Here is a 22,469-nt window from a genome sequence, read left to right on the forward strand (position 1 = left end):
AGGAAAACACATGAACACATATCACAACAATACGAAGCAAGCGGAGAAGGCCTTGAAAGAGGCAGAAGTGAAAATGAACAAGCGTTACCGTTTAGGGTATCATATTATGGCGCCAGCAAACTGGATTAACGATCCAAACGGACTGATTCAATATAAAGGTGAATATCACGCTTTTTATCAGCATCATCCTTATGATGAGAACTGGGGACCCATGCACTGGGGCCACGTTAAAAGTAAAGATCTTGTACACTGGGAGCATTGCCCGATTGCATTAGCGCCGGGAGATACATGTGATCTTGATGGCTGCTTCTCCGGAAGCGCTGTAGATAATAACGGCGAACTGACACTCATCTATACAGGACATCACTATATTGATGAACCAAATAATATCTTTTTCCAGAATCAAAATGTGGCCGTAAGCACGGATGGTATTCATTTTACAAAAATAGAACAGAATCCTGTAATCGCTGAGCCTCCGGCAGATAGCTCCCAGCATTTCCGTGATCCAAAGGTATGGAAACATGAGGATACCTGGTACATGATTCTAGGGAATAGCACAAAAGAAGAAGTGCCGCGTGTTATTCTGTATACTTCGCCTGATCTTAGAAAGTGGACTTATCACGGTGTGCTTCTGCAAGGAGACAAGGATATGGGCTTCATGTGGGAGTGCCCAGACTTCTTTGAACTAGACGGCAAACATGTATTTATGTTCTCCCCGCAAGGTATTGATGCTGAGGGAGATAAGTACAATAACTTATTCCAGACGGGGTACTATGTCGGCGAGTATGATTATGACACGAATGAATATAAACATGGCGAGTTTATAGAGCTTGATAACGGTCATGACTTTTATGCAGTTCAAACCTTCCTTGATGATCAAGGTCGCCGTATTGCGATCGGTTGGATGGATATGTGGGAATCTGAGATGCCGACAAAAGCAGATGGTTGGTGCGGTGCGTTGACGATTCCACGTGTACTTACACTCGGTGAGAATAACAAGGTTCTCATGAACCCTGTTGATGAAATGAAGCTGCTTCGTCAAAGTGAACATGTTGTACTTCAAGATCAAGCTATTTCTGTGAGCTCATTGACGGAAGTTGAAGCCGATCTGCTAGAAGTGAAGGTTGTGTTTGACCTTACGAAAACAAGTGCGGATATCGTAGGCTTGAAGCTTCGTGGTACTGATCATGAGGAAACAGTAATCACTTATTCAATCCCGGATCAGAAGCTTATGCTTGATTGTTCCAAATCAGGCAAGAAAACAGATGGCGTTCGCCGTACAGCTTTAAGTGCTGAAGGTCAGCTGACATTGCATGTATATGTGGATCGCTCATCGATTGAATTGTTTGCGAATGAAGGACAAGCTACGATGACGAGCCGCATCTATCCGAGTGAGAAGCTATTAGGCATTGAACTCGTAACTGAAGGCGGAGAGGCTAAGGTAAATGAATTAACCTATTGGAATTTGAAAGATATCTGGCAAGCTGAATAACGATGAAACAAAAGACTGCTTTTATGAGCCATTACAGTGACTCGAAAGCAGTCTTTTTTGTTTAGCGAAGTAGTTATCAGCATGTTCTTTTATAGAACTAAACCATAAATAATGGAGAGTTTTAAAACTTTTATCGAGGGAACACGTTTAAAGCTATGTAAGGATAAATAATGCTAGTGAAATTTGAAATGGACAGAAAGTAGTGATCAAATGAAATCTTATGCCATTATTACAGACATCCATGGAAATGCCTCTGCTTTAGCAGCAGTTCTAGAAGATATAAAACATCGAAAAGTAGATCATATTTTTTGCCTAGGAGATATGGTAGGAATAGGACCGGACAGTAATGAAGTGATGTCAATGTTATTAGAAACTCAAAACGTCTCGTATGTTCTAGGAAATCATGAACTCGCTGTGGCGGCAGCCTTTAGAGGCGAAGATCCACCTCTCGGGCATCATAATGAAAGAGCACATCATCAATGGTTGGCTGATCGAATAGATAAGCACTATATTGAATTTATAACCGATCTTCCTAAGAAGATAATATATGAAGTTTTAGGGTATACGTTTTATTTTGCTCATTATCATTTAGATATGACAGACCATTACCTTCCAATTGAGAAAAATCCAGAAATAGAACAACTGGATTCTTTTTATTCAAGTTCTGATTATGACCTCGTTTGTTTTGGACATCATCATGTTATTCACCATTTAACGTCAGATCGAAGAGTATATTTTAATCCTGGCTCTTTAGGTTGTAATCATAAACCTATTGCAAGATATGGTTTAGTAGATGTAAGTGAATCAGGCATAAATGTGGAGAGCATTCAAATTCCATATGATAATACTGATTTTTTGAATTCATACGAAAAACTTAAAGTTCCAGACAGGGAATTTATATTGAAGATATTTCATGGAGCTTACATATTCTGAATCTAATTTTTTAAACATAGAATTGATGATGACTTTATAAGTAAATGGTCGTGAAAGTGAAGATATAATTGGGGGTGTTCCATATGAATTGGGTAAAACATCAAGATCCAAATAATAAGTATGGGGCCAGGTTTACTTTTGGAGATAAAGATATACCCCTTCCAGAGACAGCAATTATATCAGTAACACGCGGAGAGAAGTTTAATGTTTTCAGAATTATTATTAATGGAATTGTGAATGAGTCTATAAAGAAGCAGCTGATTAAGAATGATAATTTATTATATGCTGAACTCTCAGGACAACTTCAGGGGGGAATTGGGCAAACCGTTACGGTATGGAAAGATGGAAAATCAATGAATAATTTCAGAACTAGAGGTTCTCATAAATTTGCGGAGAGATTTTTTTCATGGGTTTTTTATAGTGGTAAGGTTCAAGCCTATTTTTTAACTTGGAGAATCAAACACATTCCTACTGATCATGAAATTGAAGGAAATTTAAAGAAATTCGGAAAACATTTCATCGGAGGAAAATTGGTTAGACAAGCTCAAAAACCTCCCAAAACACCTAATGAGTAAATCCATCCATTATGTTTTTAAGTTAAGTATTGTCCGGATTAAAAGGAGGCGAGATTCTGTATAACGTAAAACGACTACTGTTCGTTGTCATTGTATTCATTGTGACTTTATTAAATACAGGAGAGGCATTCGCCGAAAGTTATCCTCGTGCAATCGCTTTGAATAACTACGTGTACCTAGTTTCTGGTGTAGAGATAGATATAAACAACATTGGCAAGGAAATTGGGAAGATTGAACGCCAAAGAACTCCCATGCCAAAGAAGAACGGTGAATCGAATGATACACCCGTTGGAAGTCTGATTTTTGAAATAAAGGATATCAATACTCAAGATGCAGTAGCAGTTAAGCTGAATAATAAGTATTTCTTTGCATCTCAAATAAGTTCAATACAAAGGATCAGCGGAAAGACGTTACTAACGGTTTCAATTATTAGTCTTACGGTTCTTATAGTCGTTGTGTTTTGGATAAGAAGTAGAAAGCATTAATTAGAGGCTGAAATATTAATACTGCCCATAAGAGAGGGTTATTCTATGAAACGAAAAATACTCATTAGTATAACGACAGTTCTATATTTATCCATTCTCATAGCATGTCAATCAAGTCAAAATGCCAAGCCAAATGATATAGGTAATCAAATAGAGAGAAACTTGGTGTCGATCATGGATAACAACAGTGTACTTGCATCAAGTAATCCCGCCACCTTTATTCAGGACAATCAAAATTTATATGATGAGATATTAGCATCCGGAGATAAAGGTTTGAAATTTTTACTTAACGAGCTCAAGAATAGTAAGGAAGATGGATTAAAGGAATGGATCATGGCGAAAGCATGTGAAGACATATTAAAGGATGAAAGCCAGATTGAAGGCTGGAGCACAGGGAAAGAATGGTTTAGCAAATACGAAAGTCAAGATGAGGGAGAAGAACATTGATTAGAAACAAAATTCAATTAATTCTAGATAGTCTACCGGATGAAGAATTAGAAAGAGTTTATTATTCTCTTCAATTTGTTCAAAAGAACTATCTGTTCAGAAAAAGTGTGATTGAAAAAGGTGTGAAAATATCAGAATTATTTTTAGAAGAGGCTGGATGTATTATTGACCTTTGGGATAAGACATTTACTCAAAACATCCCTGATGAGCTAAAAGAAGTAATACATTATAGTCAGTATAAATGGCATATTTTCAGTTATGAACAACAAGACTGTTTGAAAGATGCAGCAGCAAGAAGAGCTTTTAATCATGAAGTGAAAGATGAATTATACGTGATGTATCAAAATATACCTGACGTGCTGGTTTACAGTAATGCAGGAAGTGTAGTCGCAGAGGATTTTGACAATGAACAAGATATATATATTTTCGATAGAAATTTGTCTTGGACATATGTAAATACTCATGAATCTATGTGTGGACCATACTTTTACAAATTGTAATGATCTTGTGAAACAAACACGGGCATATCAAGTGTACCCAATTGAGGCTGAAGGAAAAGCAGACTAAATGAAAGAGGCAGTATGGAGCTTAATCGTTCTATACTGCCTCTTAATACTGCGCTGAAAAAAAATTAAGGCAGTCGGATGGTAGGATTGACCCGTAAAATTATCGTCCCCATTTGGAGTAACAATCATCTATTTACAATGTAAGCTCGTTGAAAGGCTATCGCCTTTTAACAGAAAACTGTATAATATTGGAATGAGAATGCCAAATGAATGATACCTTTGTGAATCTCAAACATTTATTAGAAATATTTCATACAAAAGGTGGCCAGCGTGAAGAAACTGACTGTTATAGGTATCCTCTCATGGAATAATGAAAATGGGTACATGATAACGGCCCCAGCAAGTAACCGGGTAGAAGCCATTCGTCTATCAAATGATCTAATGGAACAGTTTTTACAAGGATTAGTATTAAAGTGATGGGCTATCATCGGTATGAGGAATCACGAGCACACAAACATCTGATAACAACAGTTTGAGCAAATGTTAAGTGTCCTAAATGTACAAACGAAAGATAAAATAACGAGAACTATCAAAACAATACTTGGAGGTCATTTTATGAAGGAACTAGCCAAAGAAATTTATGAAGTATCGCATTTAACGGGAGAATTTCTATTAAGATCAGGGAAAGTATCTAACGAATATTTCGATAAGTATTTATTCGAGGCAAAACCTCATTTGTTATCCAAAATCGCATCAGAGCTTGAAAAATTAATACCCCAAGGCACTGAAGTACTTGCAGGTCTTGAACTGGGCGGTGTACCGGTAGCAACGGCACTTTCTTTGAAATCAGGTATCCCCGCAGCATTTGTAAGAAAAAAGGCCAAAGCATATGGTACTTGTAAATTAGCTGAGGGTATCGATGTGAAGGGAAAGCGAATTTGTATTGTTGAAGATGTGGTAACAACAGGCGGACAAGTGATATTAAGTGCTAAAGACTTAAGAGAAGCCGGGGCAATTGTAACAGATGTTGTAATTGTAATAGAAAGAGACATAGAAGGCAGAAAGAGATTAGAAGCAGAAGGACTTACATTACATTCATTATTTAAGATGGAAGAATTAATGGAGGCAGCTCAAGATGGCAGTAACTTGAATTTGATAAAGGAGAAGGCATGAATGTATGTCTACAGAAGTCTTGAAGAGAAAGACTTGAAAGTGATCTCTACATTTCCACAATCGGAAGAAGAATTGAAATATATTAGTCCTGGGTTTAATTACCCCTTAACACCCAATCAAATAATGGATTTATTGAAGGATCGGTTAGAACCAACTGTGATCATAGAACAAGCAACGGATGAGGTGATTGCTTACGCGAATATATATGGATATGACTTAGAAAAAAGTATCTGTTGGCTCGGTAATGTAATTGTCTCCCCTAAGTATAGGGGCCAAGGTGCATCCGCATATCTACTAAATGTCATGTTTGAAAAAGCTAAACATCATTTAGGAGTGAGAACGATACGATTAGCTTGTCATAATACAAATTCAAGAGGGTTAGCATTTTATTCGAAGTATGGATTCAAACCCTATGATTTAAAAATCACCAATATAGACAATAAGAGAATAATCTCGATCCATATGAGCAGGGAACTTATTTAAAAGTGAATCATAGTAAAGGGTGATTTCAATAGAAACAATACAGATAAAACCGATACATAAATACACGAATGAAGAACAGAAGAACCTTGGGGAATTTGGATATGTTACAGACTCTAAATATAGAGTAAGCAAAACGGAAACGAAAGAAAGAACTATGATCGCAATTGAATTAATTGAACTTGAAAGCATGATTCATAAATCATATAGAAATAGTGAAGAGGATTACGAGCGTTATAGTAAGATCGCTTCAACGGGATATTCATTAGGGGCATACATAGGTCGTGATTTGGTCGGGGTAGTGATAGCTGAGGAGATGCAATGGAATAATACATTATTGATTTGGCACTTCCAAGTCGCAGAAGGCTGGAGAAGGAAGTCTATTGGAAAGCAGCTAATGAATGAATTAACGTGTCTTGCTAAGGCAAACAGAATTAGAGCTATCAATTTGGAAACGCAGAATACCAATGCGAATGCTATAAGCTTCTATAGAAAATGCGGATTTGAAATAGAAGGGGTTGATTTGTCTTATTATACAAACAATGACGTTTTAGATGGAGAAGTCGCAATATTTATGAAGAAAAAAACAGGATGAACATAGGAAGATATAACATGAAATAGTAGCATTTTAGAGTATCGATTACTTAATTTGCTGACTAGGAGGAAATAACATGTTGAACCACAAAGGTACTGTACCACTACAAACAAAACATTTATTGTTACGCCGGTTTGCAGAGGATGATCTGGAATCCGTGTATAAAAACATGACCAGTGATCCTGAGATGACAAAATATTTAGCGTGGGATGCACATCATTCACCTGACGAAACAGAAATATTGCTACAGAAATGGGTGTCTGGATATACCAATCCTGAATTCTATCGATGGGCTATAGTGTTTGATAACGAAGTGATTGGATCAATCCATTTTCCTGAGTTATCTAATAAACATTCGAAGTGTGAGATTGGCTATTATATCGGATCAAAGTGGTGGGGGAAAGGATTTACTAGTGAAGCTGCAAAAGAAATCGCAAGGTATGCTTTCGAAGATATAAACGCCCATAAGTTAAAAGCATGGCACCATTCAGATAATATCGCTTCAGGTCTTGTGCTGCAAAAGCTCGGAATGATTATAGAGGGTGAATTTAAACAGGAGATGATACTTAAAGACGGTACGTATAGTGATATTAAAGAATATGGGTTGCTTAAAGATACTTGGGATCATCTTATCGATAACGATCACTAGGGTGTATTAGATAATCTTAAAAGTTGTGGGTGAGATTTAATCCAACCTTCTCTTCTAACAACTTATCTTCGCTTACGAGATATTGCTGCATATTCTAGGGGGATTATTGATGATAAGAACAGCTAATAAGGAAGACATTGATCAACTCATTCAGTTGAGATGGGATTTTACAATGGAATACGATGTTGAAGGCAAACTCAAAAATGTAAATTATGATGTCTTCTACAATGAATGTAGCGCTTTTTTAATAGAAATATTTCAAAGTCGCAAGTGGTATGTTTGGATTGCTGAGGAAGCCGGAATTATTGTATCAAATATATACATAGAGCTTATACATAAAGTCCCTAGACCAGGTAGAACGACAAACCCTTTTGCTTATATGACCAATGTCTATACAAAACCAGATTATCGAGGAAAAGGCATCGGTAGTAACTTATTATCGCAAATCAATGATTGGGCTAAAGAAAGTAAATATGAATTTATTATCGTATGGCCAAGTGATGAAGGTGTAGATTTTTATAAAAGGAATGGATATGAGCATTGTAAGGAACCAATGGAAAATATGTTGTGCTGAAATCGTACCCTTTTCAATTATCAGATATGAATTAAGCAATAAGGGGGAGTCTGCGAGTGATCTATGATTTACAAGGGCAAGCCAATATGTCACCTGTTGTGGGTATGTTATATTCCGCTGTAAAAGAGAACAGCCACCGACTTAAGAGTATTACAGATGGGATGTCACAAGAAGAAGTAGATTACAAAGGACCCGATAATAAATCGAACAGTACTGCTCAGTTAATAAAACATATCACCTATGTTGATCTGAACTGGGTTTATAGAATAAAGGAGCAACCACTTCCTAAGTCATTATCAGAACAATATGGTCCCATGATTGATGAAAATAATAGGCTCCCCATGGTCGATGGGATCTCATTGAGCACACTAATGTATAACTATGAACAAGTATTAAATATGTTGGAAGCTGCATGTACGCAGTTAATCGATGCGGATCTAGACAGAGTTGTTAATTTTGGACATGACAATGAAAAACAAGCAACTATACGATGGGGGATATGGCATATGGCTGACCATAGTCGCTATCATCAAGCTCATATTAATCAGCTTCGAAAAATGGTCAACGTTAAATAGGGGAGGGATTAGATGAAGGATTTTCAAGCTGTATTTATCGACCGTGACGGGACTATAGGTGGCACAGGTCATTTTATACATCCAAGTAACTTTAAGCAATATGAGGGTGCTCAGGATGCGATTAACCGGTTGAAGCAAGCAGGGTACAAGGTGTTTGCTTTTACGAATCAGCATAGAATCTCACGCAGTGAAGCAACAATAGAAGATTTTAGACATGAATTCGAGAAATATGGGTTTGATGGTTCTTATATCTGTCCTCATAGTGAACAAGATCATTGTAACTGTAGGAAGCCTAAACCTGGTATGTTGCAAGAAGCAGCCTCAAAGCATCAATTAGACTTATCTAAGTGTGTGGTAATTGGTGATGTAGGGGAAACAGATATGCTAGCAGCTCATGCAGTGGGTGCAACTAAAATTCTGGTGAGAACCGGATGGGGCGCATCATCTCTGTCAGATTACAGACATAAATGGCAAGAAGCCGAACCTGATTATATAGCGGAGCATATCAATGATGCAGTGGAATGGATACTTAATACACATATCTAATAAACTCTTGAAGGAGTTATTTCTTTGAAGAAATATACCGAAATCGGAATCGGGAATACTTGGTTTGTTAGAACAGAGATTGAACACGACGATGGGTCGGAAAGTGAAATGAAAGGTTTTATAAAGCCATTCAAAATGGAATCGTTATATATCCGGGTATGGATAGGTACGAATGTTTTGATCATTGATACCAAGGAAGGCATAAAGTTCATTAAGAAGGATAGAAGGAAATTCAAACTAATGATTGGATTCTCTGGGTTATAAGAAGGATTCAAGGGATCTCGGTGGAGGTGCTGAAGTGAAAAGAAAGTATGCAGACCGATTAGACTGGCATCGAGTGCTTGATCGAAATTTTGTATGCAAGTATTTTCAAGATAATGAGTTTGAAGGTTATGCTACCTTAATTACGATTCATCAAGTGAAGGAACCACTAACTACCGTAATCAACGGGGAAGAAGTTCTTATTGTTGATGATGGTTACTATTGGATGCAACATTTTCCCTGGAAATCGAATTACTGTGTTACAACGATGTTTAATGACAAGAAAGAGATTATTCAGTGGTATTTTGATATATCTAAGCAAAACGGGATCAGCGATCAAGGTATTCCTTTTTGGGATGATCTTTATTTAGATGTGATGGTTCTTCCAAATGGAAAATTTCAAATGAAGGATGAAGATGAACTGGAAGACGCATTGAATAGAAATGCAATTGAATTAGATGATTATTACCTAGCAAAGAATACAATGAAAGACTTAATAAAAAGCATAAAATCCATGAGTCTGCCTGTTATGCAGAGTAGTGAACATTATTTTAATCTTTTATTAAAACATGTGAAATATTGAAAAGCACTTAATTCAAATTAAATTATGTTATTATGGAATTTATATCCATACCTTCTTGCGATGGAGGAGATTGTTTGTTTAAACGAGAAAGTCAAGTGTCTATGGGTTGGTTATGGATAGTTGTATTGTTTATGGTCCTAATCCTAGGTTGCAATCACATCTACGGATACTCATTGTTAGACAGTTTTTTGAACTACATTGGGATTGGAAGTTGGTCTAAAGATGAACAGCTAGGCTGGCACATCACATCATTTTTTACAATTCCTCTTATCCTGATAAGTATGATTCAATCAACACGGCATCTTAAGAAAAAATGCCCGTATATCTTCATGACTTTGTTTATTTCTACAATGGTATGGAGTGCGGTATACCCTGATCTAACTGAATGGATCGTTAGTTCAACAGAAGTATTGATTAGATAACAAATACAAAGCGCCCTCTGCAAGGATATAAGTTATCTAAGGCAGGGGCGCTTCATTATACATATCGAAATAGGGATCCAGAAGACCGAAACAAGAAAAGTAATATATCGAAACGATAAAACTAGGAACAACTAGGAGCCGAAATGTATGAGGAAGATTTTTATCGTAGGAACTGTAGCTAGCAGCAAAACAACTCTAGCAATGCAATTATCAAAGGACATGAATATATGTTGGTATGAACTGGATTCTATCGTATATCATCAGATCGGAGACCAAAGAATTAAACGTACACCAGACGAGCAGGTTAAGGTGATTATGGATATTGACCAAAAGGGACCCTGGATATTGGAAGGTACTGATAGGGAATCATATCGCTGTTTATATGAAATGGCTGATACTATTATTTTTCTTGATCCTCCGTTATGGAAGCGTAGAATCCGGATTTTTACTAGGTTCTTAAAACAAAAACTACATATTGAACAGTGCCATTACAAAGCAGATTTAACCATGTTAGAGATGATGTATAAATGGACAAGCGATTTTGAGAAGGATAGAGAAGCTTTTGAAGCAAACTTGAGCTTATATCATCAAAAACTTATCAGATTAACTGATAATAAACGTTATAAACAGCTTATAACAATGGGTTTGTGTTAGGTGTTAGGTGATCTTGCTAAGTGGGAGTTGGCTTATGAATATTGTTCTTATAGGCATGTCTGGAGCTGGTAAAAGCACCTTAGGTGTGTTGCTCGCAAAAGCATTAGGAATGAGTTATGTAGATACCGATATTGTCATACAAAATCATGAAGACAGGTTATTACAAGATATCCTTGCTGAAGATGGTGTCTTTAAGTTTATGGAGATCGAAGAGAGGGTAGTGTCTGGGTTAGAACTGGAAAACTGCATCATATCTACAGGTGGGAGTGTCATATATTCCGAAAAAGCGATGAACTTCCTTAAACAAGAGGGGCAGATTATTTATTTACAACTTCCTTATGAAGAACTGGAAAGAAGACTAAGTGATATAACAACTAGAGGAATTGTGATAAAGGAAGGGCAAAGTCTAAAGGATGTTTTTGAAGAAAGGGTTCCTTTATACATCAGGTATAGTGATACCATTCTAGATTGCTCTAATAAAAGTATAGAAGAGTGTGTAAGTGAATTGATTGGGATCATTCATGAATGATACTGTAATTAATTAATGGAGCAACTTTAATCCATTCACGGGGGAGTAAGCGAATGAATCATTTTTTATCGTTAAAGGATTTAACTCAAGAAGATATCTCAGAACTATTTAACATGACAGACCAAATAAAAAACGGGGATTTCACGAGGGTTTTAGAAGGGAAGACGTTCGCTTTATTTTTTCCGAATACGAGTATAAGGACCAGGATAACGTTTGAAAAAGGAATCAAAGAGCTTGGCGGGGAATGTATTCTTTTCCCTCCGGAGTCCCTGAATAAAAAGGAGAAACTCTCGGATGTAGTGGGATATCTGAATCAGTGGATTGATGGAGTGATCATCCGTCACCCTAGTTTTGAGGTAATGAATGATTTAGCGGAACATGCAGAAATCCCTATTATTAATGCCATGTCATCAGAGAATCATCCATGTGAAATAGTCGCTGACCTATACACGATCCGAACGATGAAGCCTAACTTTCAAGAACTCACCTACACCTTTGTCGGTCCGCCGGGGAATATTCTAAACTCATGGATAGAAATAGCTAAGGTACTGGGTCTCACGTTACAACACGTTTGCAGCCCAGGAAATAGGGTCTGTATGGACGGACAGAATTATCAATTTTGGGCGGAGCTTGAAGATAAACTCGTGGGTAGCGATGTTGTGCTCACAGATTCCCTTCCTCCCGAATACCAAACCGATGATTATATTAAAAAATATCAAATAAATCTAGAGAGAATGCGGCTAACGAATCCAGGTGCCATTCTCAATCCTTGTCCCCCCTTCGATCGAAATCAAGAAGTAAGTGAAAATGTAATGCAGTCTGATTACTTTGTCGGGCATTATTTTAAAAAGAATTTGTTATATGTTCAGCAAGCCATTATCATTCGATCTTTAGGTTTATCAATTGAAAACTAAGAGATAGTTACGGGGAAGGACAATGCCAATAAAGAAAGAAGTGAGATTATATGAATGTTTTATTTCTGTGTACTGACAACTATACTCGCAGCGTAATTGCAGAGTTCTGCGCGAAAGATTACCTGAAAACGAACCATATCACGGATATCACCGTTGCTTCAGCGGGAATTAGGGCTAGTAGTGATATCAGCAGCTATTCAGATCTTCATTTTCAGGTGATGAGGGACATGGACATTGATGTTTCGCAGTTTAAGAGAACACAATTCGGAGAAAGGTCATTTGAGGATTATGATTTTATTATTGGAATGAGTGAATTACATAGGGACTTTGTAAGAAAAGAGTACAATCGGGACATTTATCTATTTAATGAAGTTTATAAAAGTCAAAATACTCCTGTAAACATAGGGGCTCCTGATGAGGAAGGTTTTGATCAGAAGATGAGGGAATTAATCCAATATTTCAATAATGCCATACCTGTTGTGATAAAAAATATAAAGAATTATCAAAATTAGGGAGGGCGAACTATGGGTTCGAGAATAATGCATTTGGTTATTGCGAATCGAATAGCAGAGAATCTGTCTATGAAAGACAGAACCTTATTTTTACTAGGGAGTATTGCTCCGGATGCAGTTTCATCTAAAGATTTATCACATTTCTTTATTGGTGATGTGCAAGATTTTTCTAGAAGTGTTGATTATCAAAGCTTTTTAGAAAAATATAGATCGCAAGCAGATTCTCCTTATATTAGGGGATATTACACTCATTTAATCGCCGATGATGTATGGCTGAGAGGTTTTAATCTTCCTTGGCTGAGGAACAGAATGGAAGCAGATAAGGAACTTTCCAATTTATATTACCATGATTTTTGGTTATTGAACGGGAAATTACTAGAGTACTATAGCTTTACGGATGAACTGAGAAAAGTGCTGAGTGTTGTTCCAGAAGTCTTGGAATTAGAAGAAGTTACATCCAAAGAAGTACATGAATTCCTTCCTTGTGTATTAGATGATATGAATTATGACACAGAAATGATGAAAGAGAATCTGAATGTGTTTACGTTTACTCAGATGGTTGGTTATATAGAGACATGTGTTGAACTTGGGACATTTCATATACAACGTATTAATGAAGCAAAGCGAGTCAGATAACAACATATTAGCATGCGCGTTAATTAACCTCTAAGCCTGGGGAAAAGAAAGGGGTTTGCTGATTGAGTAAACGCTCACAGATGATTATTTTATCCATTGTCGCGCTGCTCATCCTTAGCGGTCTTATTATCTCAGAGGTCAATTCCCGAACATCATTTAAAGAACTAGTTATAGATCAGATCGGTGACTCACATGGTTCACAAGAAATCTTTTCAATAAGTATTTCAGAGTGGGACGATAATTCATTTAAGAAATCAACTGAAATAACTGACCTAGAAACCATAAATAAAGTAATGAATGTTTTTGAGGATCTCAAATTGAAGAGAACCAACAGCGAAAACCCCATTTTCCAGGATGAATATTATAGAGTCACGATTCAACCAGATAACGGTCCAACACTTAGTGTGGTTTTTGCGGATGATAAAATAATGAATATAAGTAGTAGTTTCAATTCTAAAAAGAAACACTATTGGACCTATGAAGCTGTGGGTGGTTTTGACCTATCGACTATACAGGAATTGTTAAAATAATTAACAATCCTCTCAGAAATTTGATAAAAATGTTTACCCATGAAAAGGTTTTATATATAATGATCATAATCATAATAAATGCGATGAAGAGAAGAGTAGATAAATGAATTCTTGTACAGAGAACTCCGGCAGCTGAAAAGGAGGAAAGGATTCCTTATTGAACAAAGACTCAGAGCAGCTCATCGGAAACTTTACTTCGTAGTGGATGGTGTGCCAGGAGCTCCTGTTATAGAGCTAGAGTATACGTATTTTATAATACCGTACTCGATGAGGCTGATATGGCGACATATTAGCAAATTTGGGGTGGTACCGCGAGTATAATAATCTCGTCCCTAAGACTTGCCGTCTTGGGGGTGGGATTTTTTTATTGTTATACACTGTTATATAGAGATAAGATGTTAGAAAACACACAAATCGTATGGTTTGAATAGTTAACTAGAAGACCATTTGAAAGGATTGAATAACGTATGTCAGAGAAACTTAAAGTAGGTATTGTCGGTGGAACAGGTATGGTGGGTCAGCGCTTTGTCCAATTGCTGGATGGTCATCCTTGGTTTGAAGTAACTTCGATTGCAGCAAGCAGCAACTCTGCAGGAAAAACCTATGAGGAATCGGTAAACGGAAGATGGAAGCTTGCAACACCCATTCCGGAGAACGTAAAACAGATTGTCGTTCAAGACGCATCGAAAGTGGAGCAAGTTGCTCAGGATGTAGATTTTATTTTCTGCGCAGTAGATATGAAGAAAGATGAGATTCAAGCGTTAGAAGAAGCATATGCAAAAACAGGTACGCCTGTTATTTCAAACAATTCAGCTCATCGCTGGACGCCGGACATTCCTATGGTTGTTCCTGAACTCAATCCAGAACATATCGAGGTAATCGCAGCGCAAAGAAAACGCCTGGGAACTTCCACAGGATTTATTGCAGTGAAACCAAACTGTTCTATTCAAAGTTATGTTCCTGCACTCCATGCTTTGCTTGATTTCAAACCAACGAATGTGGTTGCTTCTACTTATCAAGCGATTTCGGGAGCAGGCAAAAACTTCACGGATTGGCCGGATATGCTGGATAACGTAATTCCGTATATCGGCGGTGAAGAAGAAAAAAGCGAGCAAGAACCGCTTCGCATATGGGGCAGTGTTCAGAATGGAGAGATTGTGAAAGCAAGCTCACCACTGATCACGACTCAGTGTATTCGCGTTCCTGTAACAGACGGCCATTTAGCTACTGTATTTGCTTCGTTCGAGAATAAGCCATCGAAAGAGGAAATTCTGAACCGCTGGAAAAACTTCAAAGGTCGTCCGCAAGAGCTAGGTCTTCCAAGTGCGCCAAAACAGTTTATCACTTATTTTGAAGAAGATAACAGACCACAGACGAAGCTTGATCGTGATATTGAACGCGGTATGGGTGTCTCCGTCGGAAGATTACGCGAAGACTCAATTTATGACTTTAAATTTGTCGGACTGTCACATAATACACTGCGCGGAGCTGCAGGTGGTGCTGTTCTGATCGCGGAACTGTTGAAAGCAGAAGGATACATTCAAGCAAAATAGGAATCATTCTAACCTATGCTTTTCATCTGTTTATAAAATTGATAGAGAAAAGAAGCCCGAAGTCATGGGGCTTCTTTTTTTGCAAACTCTTATGAGGTTTACTTCACTTTCAATTGAATGCTTTTAGCGGTATAGACTAATTGCACTTTGCTCTTACTTGGCAAGCCTTTGATTTCTACGGAAGAGAATGAACCCTTCCGTTTGTCATAAGTGATAATAGCATCCCCGTTTTTTGGAACATAATTGTTTGTGAAGGTAAGGCTCAATTTCCCGCCAAGCACAGCTTCTTTCTTTATTTTAAGCAAATCTTTCTTACTGCCAATCGTGAGTTCCGTTGTACCTTTATCAGATTGTCTGTAACTGCCGCCAATCTTCCATTGACCGTCTACATTTTCACTAAGAATCCCGCCGTTATTGGTCACACTTGCTGTCCCAAATGCGGTCTTGGATGTACCTTCAAGCGTGCCCTGTTCAATAAGAGTCCCGCCGGAATATGTATTGTTACCTTCGAGTTTTAATGTTCCTGTCCCTTTTTTAGTCAGTTTACCTTTGCCGGAGATATCATTGCTCCAGCTGTCTTCTGCATGAAAACCTCCTTTTTTTGCGTCCATCGTTACCGTTACATCTGTATCAAATGCACCATATCCATCCGCTGCTGCAAAGAGATTTAGTCGTCCCCAGCCCTCGGGATCGTCCAGTACGGGGTAGCCGGAAGCAAGTCCAGTTGTTGCTAATACCCAGCGGCGCTGCGTATCATTTAGATAAGGAAGTCTCGTTTCGAGCAGTACTTCAGCACCTTTTGGAACTACGACCGGTGTAGTTGCTTTATTCGATTTTTTAAATCCATAGGTTAGCCGTTCCGTGTATTTTTTCTTATTTGCAGCAAAATTGCGATCATTTTCTGTTCCCGTTCCTTCTTGTGTTAACAGCAGGTCATGTGCTTCCTTATACGCTGCTTTTTTGAGCTCACTATTTGCTGGATCTGATAAGATAGCCGCCGCGGTTGCTGTGGCCATAACACGTCCTCCCATTACATCGAGTGGAGAATGCATTCCTGCAACAATACGGTTATTCCCAAGCTCTGATGCACGGGTAAGCAGCTCCTGATAACGTTCTGGTACCGCATAGGCTAGAGCAAAGGCACTAAGATAGGCAGCGTTGGTATGACCACTAGGAAAACCGCCGTCTTTCGTGGGGTCCGCATTTTGCACTGGGATTAGAGTGGGAAGGACTACTGAATTATTAACCCAGCGGAAGGGACGAGGATAACTAAAATAGCTTTTTGCCGGGTTGGTCGAAGAATATTGCCCCCGAAGTGTATTCACCAAGTTCACCATATTACCGAGTTCCGATTCGGGATCTCCTGCATTATTTCCTTCATCACTGTACTTCTTAGTCGTGGCATCTGCGGCTACATCTTGTATGGTTGTCGTCGCCTTCGCTTTTGAACGGTAGTCATCAGCTAGTGATCCAAGACCGTCAATCACACTGTAGCTCTGATTCCTGCGATCATCTAAATAGGCCTCTTTTTCCTCATTTGCTGTGCGGTGAATTGACGTATGTAACACCTTTTGAATATTCAGTCCCAGCACTTTATGGTCCAGTATGGTCCCTGTGTTCCAAGAATCACCGGGAGTCCAAAGTTTATTAAATTCAGATAGGAGACCTATCGTTGGATTATTTCTCACGCTTTGGTTATCCGCCACATTATTTTTATATTGATCTACAAAATGGCCCCAAGCAGGAGCTGCGGGGGGATTTACATTCGTAATAGCTGTATTAGCACTGGCGCTGGCGTAACTACCGCCAAGGGAACTTAGAAGTATGCTCATAGATAAAATTACGGCAGATACAGGTGCCTTTTTCTTGTTCATTTTATATACCGATCCTCTCTTCATTCCATTTTGTTGTAATATCGTACTTTTATAATGGTATCTTTGGTTTGTTAACTAAAGTAAGCATGTATGTAATTTTATTGTTAGGAAAAGAAACTTTCTCATTATATAGAAAAAAGTGCGGAAGTAGGCAGGGTGGTTCTGCTTACATTCAGCACTTTCATTTACGATCCACTCTTATGACTTGAGTGTCGGTCACTGTGATATGTGCCCTGTATCGAATTTTTCTGAATAGACCTTAGATACAACCTTCCAATGTCATTAAGCAATTGTGTAGGTTAGTAAGCTCTACGGAGCGTTTATTGTAAGGGGCTAATAAACTTGATATTGTAAAATTATAGGAGGTGGGCAATATGGATTGCATCAAGGTAGGAAGGCTTATTCGGGGTATTCGTAAAGAGAAAAGAATGACTCAAAAAGGATTAGCCCAGTTTATGAATATTAGTGATAAGACGATATCAAAATGGGAACGCGGTTTAGGGTGTCCGGATGTGTCCTTGCTTGGAGAGCTATCCAACGTATTAGGAGTAAATATTGAGAAGATTTTATCTGGGGATTTAAATCCGAATGAGCAGGACGGAGGAAATATGAAAAACGTGAAATTTTACGTGTGTCAAAGCTGTGGCAATGTTATGACTAGTACGGGGGCAACGAGCATTTCATGCTGCGGTAGGATACTGGAGCCACTGCTTTCCAAATTGGAGAACGATCAGCACCAAATAACCGTTCACGATATTGAAGAGGATTGCTTTGTTACCATAAAGCACGAAATGAGCAGAGAACATTACATATCTTTTGTAGCCTATATTTCTTATGACAGGGTGATGCTCATCAAATTGTATCCGGAACAACTCGCAGAAGTACGCTTTCCCAAAATGTACGGAGGAACATTGTATACGTATTGTAACCGACATGGATTATGGAAGTATGAGGAAGAGAAATTGGGATCAAGGAGGGTCACCTGAGATGAAAAAGGCACTACTAATTATTGACATGCAGGTTATGCCCTTTGTATGGAAAGATTATGGTGGAAAATCTCTTTATCAGGAAGAGAAACTGCTAGAAAATACAAGGCGATTAATTGATAGAGCTCGAAAAGGAAATTCACCCATATTCTATGTCATGTTTACTGAGCCGCATGGTTCTCTAAGATCGGAGAATCAACTGCTATGGCAAGTACATGAACAGATCGCTCCCCTTGCACATGATCATATCGTTATTAAACACTACGCGGATTCGTTTCTAGATTCCGAGCTCCATCTCCGGTTACGGGATCAAGGTATCGACAATTTAGTGATATGCGGCGTACAAACCGAATATTGCGTGGACACAACGGTGAAGAGCGGTTATTCCCGTGGCTACAATATAGATTTGGTGGAGGATTGCCACAGCACTTACGATTCAGATAGATTAACGGCAGAACAAATTATAAACCATCATAATAGCATTCTTGCCCAATTTGCTACATTAGTTCGCTCGAGCGAAGTCCAGTTTTAAAATCCAACTATTTATGAAAAGGTGAGAAGAGTGACTTCTCCTCTCATAGAGCAACTATTAGCAGATCAAGCACTTGTGGTTACGAAAAACGATAGTTCATCGGATAAAAGAAAAAAGAGGGGAGTTCCCCCTCTTTACTATAACCGCCAATATATCTCAACTATTATTCTTGTCGTTCCTGACTAACAGTGATCTACACTTCATATGATGGGTAGTATTTAAATTAAAATAATGAAATGAACTTATCCAGTATTCCTGTAATATCAAGAAAGACGATGAAGATCACGATCGGAATAATATATCTCATAATAAAGAACCAAATTTGAAATGCTTTTCCGCCTAAACGCGAATGCTGTAATAATTCTTCGCGGAGCGTGCTTTTCTTAATCTTTTGGGTCACGAAAATGGAGATTAAAAATACACCAAGCGGCATTAAGATATTACTAACTAGATAGTCCGCAGAATCAAATATCGTTTTTGAAAAAATCAAGAGATCTGAAAGCACACTATACGATAAAGCGGAAGGAACCCCTACGATTAGAATGAGAGCACCAACAAGATAGGCATACTTCGCTCTATTTTCTTCCTTTCCTTTCACAACAGAGGCAACGATAATTTCTAACATGGAAAAGGCTGAAGTTAAGGTAGCGAATAGAAATAATGCTAAGAAACCAATTAAGAATGCTTCTCCAAAAATAATCTGATCAAAAACCGCCGGTAAGACAACAAAAAGGAGTCCTGGCCCCTCAGCAGGCTCTAATCCCAGAGAAAATACCGCTGGGAAAATAGCTAATCCTGCCAATACCGCAATTAGTAAATTCATCGATACAATCGAAATGGCAGGCTGAATTAAGCTTTCTTTTTTAGAGAGATATGAACTGTAGGTAACCATTACCGATACACCGACACTTAAGGAGAAGAATGCCTGTCCCATCGCGAATAGAATGCTTTCTGAAGTAATATTCGAGAAATCAGGTGCTAGAAAGAACTTTACACCTTCTACTGCGTTAGGTAGGGTAAGCGAGCGAATGATCAGGACCAAGAATAATACAAATAAAGCAGGCATCAATATTTTACTAACTTTTTCGATTCCATTTTGAATTCCTTTTGCGACGACAAGAACAGTAAACGCGAGGAATACGAACTGAGCAGCGATAACGAGAGCAGGATTTCCAATCGTCTGATCAAAAACAGAAGTATAATCTGCACCCTCGCTTATAATGCCGCCAAACAATCCTTTTACAAAGTAGATCACGATCCAGCCGCCAATTACACTATAAAAAGATAATAATAGGAAACAAGTAAATACCCCTAATTTTCCAATCCAATGCCATTTCGTGTGGGGAGCGATACTACGATAGGCACTGATGGCTTCTTTTTGCGTGCTGCGTCCAATCACAAACTCCGCCAGCAATAAGGGGAAACCCATGAATAAAGAAAATAGAATGAAAAGAAGAAAAAATGCGCCTCCTCCGCTTATGCCCGTGACATAAGGGAGTTTCCATATCGCGCCTACTCCAATGGCTGACCCTGCTGCTGATAAAATAAAACCGATCTTCGATGACCACTGCTCAGATGTTTGCATGTTAATCCATCCAATCTATTATTATTAGGTCCTCTACAGAATAAAGTAGAAAACAAAAAAAGCCACGTCTCTATCTATAATAGATAGGGACGTGGCTATTCACGCGGTACCACCCTAATTGGAAGCAAAGGATACTGCTTCCCACTTGAGAAAATAACGGTTTCCTCCGTTTTTACACTGCTACTTATGATGCAGCATAAAAAAGCTCCAAGAATGAAATTCACCAAATCTATGTATCAGTTTCCACCAACCACTGATTCTCTGTAAACAGGGAGACCGGCTTAATAAAGTTCTCTTCGTTGCTTATGTCGTATTTATGATAATAGTCGAAATTATAGTATGGGAATTCCCAGCGGTCAAGTATTTTTTGATCCCCTTGTGAGATGAGCATCTGTTTAATTTTCAACTTAATGGGTAATTTCATTGTACGAGCAAGAAAATACAAAAGAATGAGGTATCAAAACAATGAAAAAACAACTAGTATTACTGAGTGCAGCAGCGATTATTGTCTTAGGTGGATGTGGAAGTGAGTCAACTGAACAATCAGATCCGAACACGAACCAGACTCAAACGGAGCAAAGTGGGACGGAGCAAAATCAAACGGCTCAGGACCAAACGGAACAAAATAATACGGACCAAATGGATATGAATCATTCCAGTTCAGGAGAAGTACCCAATGGTTTAAAAGAAGCAGATAACCCAACCTATCCGGTTGGTAGTGAAGTCATCCTGAAAACCGACCACATGGAAGGTATGAATGGAGCAGAAGCAACCATTGTAGGTGCTTATGAAACGACAGCTTACGAAGTTTCTTATACCCCAACTACAGGCGGAGAACCTGTGAAAAATCATAAATGGGTCGTTCATGAGGAAATTAAAGATATGACGAACCAAACGTTGAAAGATGGAACTGAAGTTACTTTAGAGGCTGATCACATGCCTGGAATGAAGGATGCACCTGCAGTCATTGATTCTTCAGAGATGACTACCGTGTATATGGTGGATTATACCCCAACAACGGGTGGAGAACCGGTAAAAAACCATAAATGGGTAACGGACGACGAGCTTTCCGCGAAATAAATAGGGTGTAATATATATGAGATAGCTTGAATAATAAGCAACCTCTTTTTGGTATCCAAACGCCAAATAGGGGGTTGCTTTTTTGTATGGAATAAACAAAAGTTTGAGAGATTTGATCATCCTAATGAATAACTAGTTTATTATTTCGGAAATAAATATATAAATTCCAATCGTTTTCCTGTTCTATACCGTCTTAGTAATGTGAGAATAGGATATAAGGTTTTCCTAGTACATAAATTTTTATGAAAAGGAGGGGCGATAAACTGTGGAGGAAGCAATAAATAATAGCTCGAGAGCAACAGATTTTGATCTACTAGATGAAGAACATTTCAGTAATTATCTATCTGATCAGCAACGAAAACTATACTCGGTCGCATACAGTTATATGCGAAATGAAGCAGATGCGATAGAAATCGTACAGGAAGCCACTTGCAAGGCTTGGATGAAGCGAAAGAAATTGAATAGCGAAGAATCCTTCACCCCCTGGCTCATTCGAATCACGATTAACTGCTGTATGGACGAGCTGAGAAGAAAAAAACGTGTATTTCCTGTGGATCGTTGGGTGAAAGAACCATCAGATGAAATGAAAAGAAACGACCGAATGGATTTGGAGAGGGCAATGAATCGGCTCAAGAAGAAATATCGACATGTAGTTATGCTCAAATATTACCAAGACATGACGGTTCCTGAGATTGCAAAAATACTGCAGAAACCGGAAGGGACCATTAAAACTTGGCTTCGTGAAGGACTCATACAGCTTCGAAAGTACTTATAGGAATAGAGAGGAG

Annotated in this window: 30 protein-coding genes and 2 other annotated features; of the genes, 28 read left to right on the forward strand and 2 right to left on the reverse strand. The window is 38.3% G+C overall.

The window, feature by feature from the left end; genetic code table 11:
* Window positions 1-10 precede the first annotated feature (10 nt).
* The 24 genes from PV403_RS12145 to asd all read left to right on the forward strand — a co-directional run bounded on the left by PV403_RS12145 (window position 11) and on the right by asd (window position 15,624).
* Window positions 11-1,492: a glycoside hydrolase family 32 protein gene (locus PV403_RS12145; protein ID WP_332084799.1), complete on the forward strand. Its 1,482-nt coding sequence runs from the start codon at window positions 11-13 to the stop codon at window positions 1,490-1,492.
* A gap of 210 nt (window positions 1,493-1,702) precedes the next feature.
* Window positions 1,703-2,425 carry a metallophosphoesterase family protein gene (locus PV403_RS12150; RefSeq protein WP_332084800.1) on the forward strand — a complete coding sequence of 241 codons (723 nt, stop codon included), beginning with the start codon at window positions 1,703-1,705 and terminating at the stop codon, window positions 2,423-2,425.
* 83 nt (window positions 2,426-2,508) lie between these two features.
* Window positions 2,509-3,000 (forward strand): hypothetical protein, encoded by a 492-nt coding sequence (locus PV403_RS12155; RefSeq protein ID WP_332084801.1) that lies wholly within the window; start codon window positions 2,509-2,511, stop codon window positions 2,998-3,000.
* A gap of 29 nt (window positions 3,001-3,029) precedes the next feature.
* Window positions 3,030-3,485 (forward strand): hypothetical protein, encoded by a 456-nt coding sequence (locus PV403_RS12160; protein ID WP_332084802.1) that lies wholly within the window; start codon window positions 3,030-3,032, stop codon window positions 3,483-3,485.
* A 45-nt stretch (window positions 3,486-3,530) separates the two neighbouring features.
* Window positions 3,531-3,932: a hypothetical protein gene (locus tag PV403_RS12165; protein WP_332084803.1), complete on the forward strand. Its 402-nt coding sequence runs from the start codon at window positions 3,531-3,533 to the stop codon at window positions 3,930-3,932.
* Window positions 3,929-4,432 (forward strand): DUF4275 family protein, encoded by a 504-nt coding sequence (locus PV403_RS12170; RefSeq protein WP_332084804.1) that lies wholly within the window; start codon window positions 3,929-3,931, stop codon window positions 4,430-4,432. Before PV403_RS12165 ends, PV403_RS12170 begins: the two co-directional genes overlap by 4 nt.
* Before the next feature lie 336 nt (window positions 4,433-4,768).
* Window positions 4,769-4,915: a hypothetical protein gene (locus PV403_RS12175; protein WP_332084805.1), complete on the forward strand. Its 147-nt coding sequence runs from the start codon at window positions 4,769-4,771 to the stop codon at window positions 4,913-4,915.
* 138 nt (window positions 4,916-5,053) lie between these two features.
* Window positions 5,054-5,611 carry an orotate phosphoribosyltransferase gene (pyrE, locus tag PV403_RS12180; protein WP_332084806.1) on the forward strand — a complete coding sequence of 186 codons (558 nt, stop codon included), beginning with the start codon at window positions 5,054-5,056 and terminating at the stop codon, window positions 5,609-5,611.
* The gene (locus tag PV403_RS12185; protein WP_332084807.1) at window positions 5,612-6,094 is read left to right on the forward strand and encodes a GNAT family N-acetyltransferase; all 483 of its coding nucleotides are present in this window, start codon (window positions 5,612-5,614) and stop codon (window positions 6,092-6,094) included.
* Window positions 6,095-6,113: 19 nt separating this feature from the next.
* Entirely contained in the window at window positions 6,114-6,686 is a 573-nt protein-coding gene (locus PV403_RS12190; RefSeq protein ID WP_332084808.1) for a GNAT family N-acetyltransferase, read from the forward strand.
* 76 nt (window positions 6,687-6,762) lie between these two features.
* Window positions 6,763-7,335, forward strand: coding sequence for a GNAT family N-acetyltransferase (locus PV403_RS12195; RefSeq protein WP_332084809.1), 573 nt, complete (start codon window positions 6,763-6,765; stop codon window positions 7,333-7,335).
* Between the two features lie 109 nt (window positions 7,336-7,444).
* Window positions 7,445-7,909 (forward strand): GNAT family N-acetyltransferase, encoded by a 465-nt coding sequence (locus PV403_RS12200; protein ID WP_332084810.1) that lies wholly within the window; start codon window positions 7,445-7,447, stop codon window positions 7,907-7,909.
* A 56-nt stretch (window positions 7,910-7,965) separates the two neighbouring features.
* A complete protein-coding gene (locus PV403_RS12205) occupies window positions 7,966-8,484 on the forward strand; it encodes a DinB family protein (RefSeq protein WP_332084811.1) in 519 nt (172 codons plus the stop codon).
* Window positions 8,485-8,496: 12 nt separating this feature from the next.
* Entirely contained in the window at window positions 8,497-9,030 is a 534-nt protein-coding gene (locus PV403_RS12210; protein WP_213533695.1) for an HAD-IIIA family hydrolase, read from the forward strand.
* Between the two features lie 24 nt (window positions 9,031-9,054).
* The gene (locus tag PV403_RS12215; RefSeq protein ID WP_213533697.1) at window positions 9,055-9,294 is read left to right on the forward strand and encodes a DUF3977 family protein; all 240 of its coding nucleotides are present in this window, start codon (window positions 9,055-9,057) and stop codon (window positions 9,292-9,294) included.
* 34 nt (window positions 9,295-9,328) lie between these two features.
* Entirely contained in the window at window positions 9,329-9,874 is a 546-nt protein-coding gene (locus PV403_RS12220) for a DUF402 domain-containing protein (protein WP_213533699.1), read from the forward strand.
* A gap of 74 nt (window positions 9,875-9,948) precedes the next feature.
* Window positions 9,949-10,296, forward strand: coding sequence for a hypothetical protein (locus PV403_RS12225; RefSeq protein ID WP_213533701.1), 348 nt, complete (start codon window positions 9,949-9,951; stop codon window positions 10,294-10,296).
* Between the two features lie 147 nt (window positions 10,297-10,443).
* Complete coding sequence (locus tag PV403_RS12230) at window positions 10,444-10,950, forward strand: hypothetical protein (RefSeq protein WP_213533703.1); 507 nt, start codon at window positions 10,444-10,446, stop codon at window positions 10,948-10,950.
* A 34-nt stretch (window positions 10,951-10,984) separates the two neighbouring features.
* On the forward strand, window positions 10,985-11,479 hold the full coding sequence (locus PV403_RS12235; protein WP_213533705.1) for a shikimate kinase: 495 nt from the start codon (window positions 10,985-10,987) through the stop codon (window positions 11,477-11,479).
* A gap of 53 nt (window positions 11,480-11,532) precedes the next feature.
* On the forward strand, window positions 11,533-12,393 hold the full coding sequence (locus PV403_RS12240) for an ornithine carbamoyltransferase (RefSeq protein ID WP_213533707.1): 861 nt from the start codon (window positions 11,533-11,535) through the stop codon (window positions 12,391-12,393).
* Window positions 12,394-12,443: 50 nt separating this feature from the next.
* The gene (locus tag PV403_RS12245) at window positions 12,444-12,905 is read left to right on the forward strand and encodes an arsenate reductase/protein-tyrosine-phosphatase family protein (protein ID WP_213533709.1); all 462 of its coding nucleotides are present in this window, start codon (window positions 12,444-12,446) and stop codon (window positions 12,903-12,905) included.
* A gap of 12 nt (window positions 12,906-12,917) precedes the next feature.
* Window positions 12,918-13,541: a zinc dependent phospholipase C family protein gene (locus PV403_RS12250; RefSeq protein ID WP_213533711.1), complete on the forward strand. Its 624-nt coding sequence runs from the start codon at window positions 12,918-12,920 to the stop codon at window positions 13,539-13,541.
* Between the two features lie 62 nt (window positions 13,542-13,603).
* Window positions 13,604-14,071: a hypothetical protein gene (locus tag PV403_RS12255; RefSeq protein WP_213533713.1), complete on the forward strand. Its 468-nt coding sequence runs from the start codon at window positions 13,604-13,606 to the stop codon at window positions 14,069-14,071.
* A 74-nt stretch (window positions 14,072-14,145) separates the two neighbouring features.
* Window positions 14,146-14,408, forward strand: a binding site (T-box leader).
* Window positions 14,409-14,538: 130 nt separating this feature from the next.
* Window positions 14,539-15,624 carry an aspartate-semialdehyde dehydrogenase gene (gene asd / locus PV403_RS12260; protein ID WP_213533714.1) on the forward strand — a complete coding sequence of 362 codons (1,086 nt, stop codon included), beginning with the start codon at window positions 14,539-14,541 and terminating at the stop codon, window positions 15,622-15,624.
* A 98-nt stretch (window positions 15,625-15,722) separates the two neighbouring features.
* Here the strand turns inward: asd and PV403_RS12265 are convergent, their stop codons facing one another.
* Window positions 15,723-17,498: an acid phosphatase gene (locus tag PV403_RS12265; RefSeq protein ID WP_332084812.1), complete on the reverse strand. Its 1,776-nt coding sequence runs from the start codon at window positions 17,496-17,498 to the stop codon at window positions 15,723-15,725.
* A gap of 374 nt (window positions 17,499-17,872) precedes the next feature.
* Between PV403_RS12265 and PV403_RS12270 the strand changes: the two genes are divergently transcribed.
* Together PV403_RS12270 and PV403_RS12275 are read left to right on the forward strand one after the other, a co-directional pair.
* A complete protein-coding gene (locus tag PV403_RS12270; RefSeq protein ID WP_332084813.1) occupies window positions 17,873-18,484 on the forward strand; it encodes a helix-turn-helix domain-containing protein in 612 nt (203 codons plus the stop codon).
* A 1-nt stretch (window position 18,485) separates the two neighbouring features.
* Window positions 18,486-19,016, forward strand: a complete 531-nt coding sequence (locus PV403_RS12275; RefSeq protein WP_332084814.1) for a cysteine hydrolase family protein — start codon at window positions 18,486-18,488, stop codon at window positions 19,014-19,016.
* A 223-nt stretch (window positions 19,017-19,239) separates the two neighbouring features.
* Here PV403_RS12275 and PV403_RS12280 read toward each other — a convergent pair whose 3' ends face one another.
* A complete protein-coding gene (locus PV403_RS12280; RefSeq protein ID WP_332084815.1) occupies window positions 19,240-20,601 on the reverse strand; it encodes a sodium-dependent transporter in 1,362 nt (453 codons plus the stop codon).
* An 82-nt stretch (window positions 20,602-20,683) separates the two neighbouring features.
* Window positions 20,684-20,910, reverse strand: a binding site (T-box leader).
* Window positions 20,911-21,066: 156 nt separating this feature from the next.
* On the opposite strand from PV403_RS12280, the gene PV403_RS12285 reads away from it, so the two are divergent.
* A complete protein-coding gene (locus tag PV403_RS12285) occupies window positions 21,067-21,681 on the forward strand; it encodes a YdhK family protein (protein ID WP_332084816.1) in 615 nt (204 codons plus the stop codon).
* A gap of 265 nt (window positions 21,682-21,946) precedes the next feature.
* Window positions 21,947-22,456, forward strand: coding sequence for an RNA polymerase sigma factor (locus tag PV403_RS12290; RefSeq protein WP_332084817.1), 510 nt, complete (start codon window positions 21,947-21,949; stop codon window positions 22,454-22,456).
* Window positions 22,457-22,469: the final 13 nt, after the last annotated feature.

The sequence above is a fragment of the Paenibacillus sp. GYB006 genome (genome assembly GCF_036577645.1).
Classification (GTDB): Bacteria; Bacillota; Bacilli; order Paenibacillales; family Paenibacillaceae; genus Paenibacillus.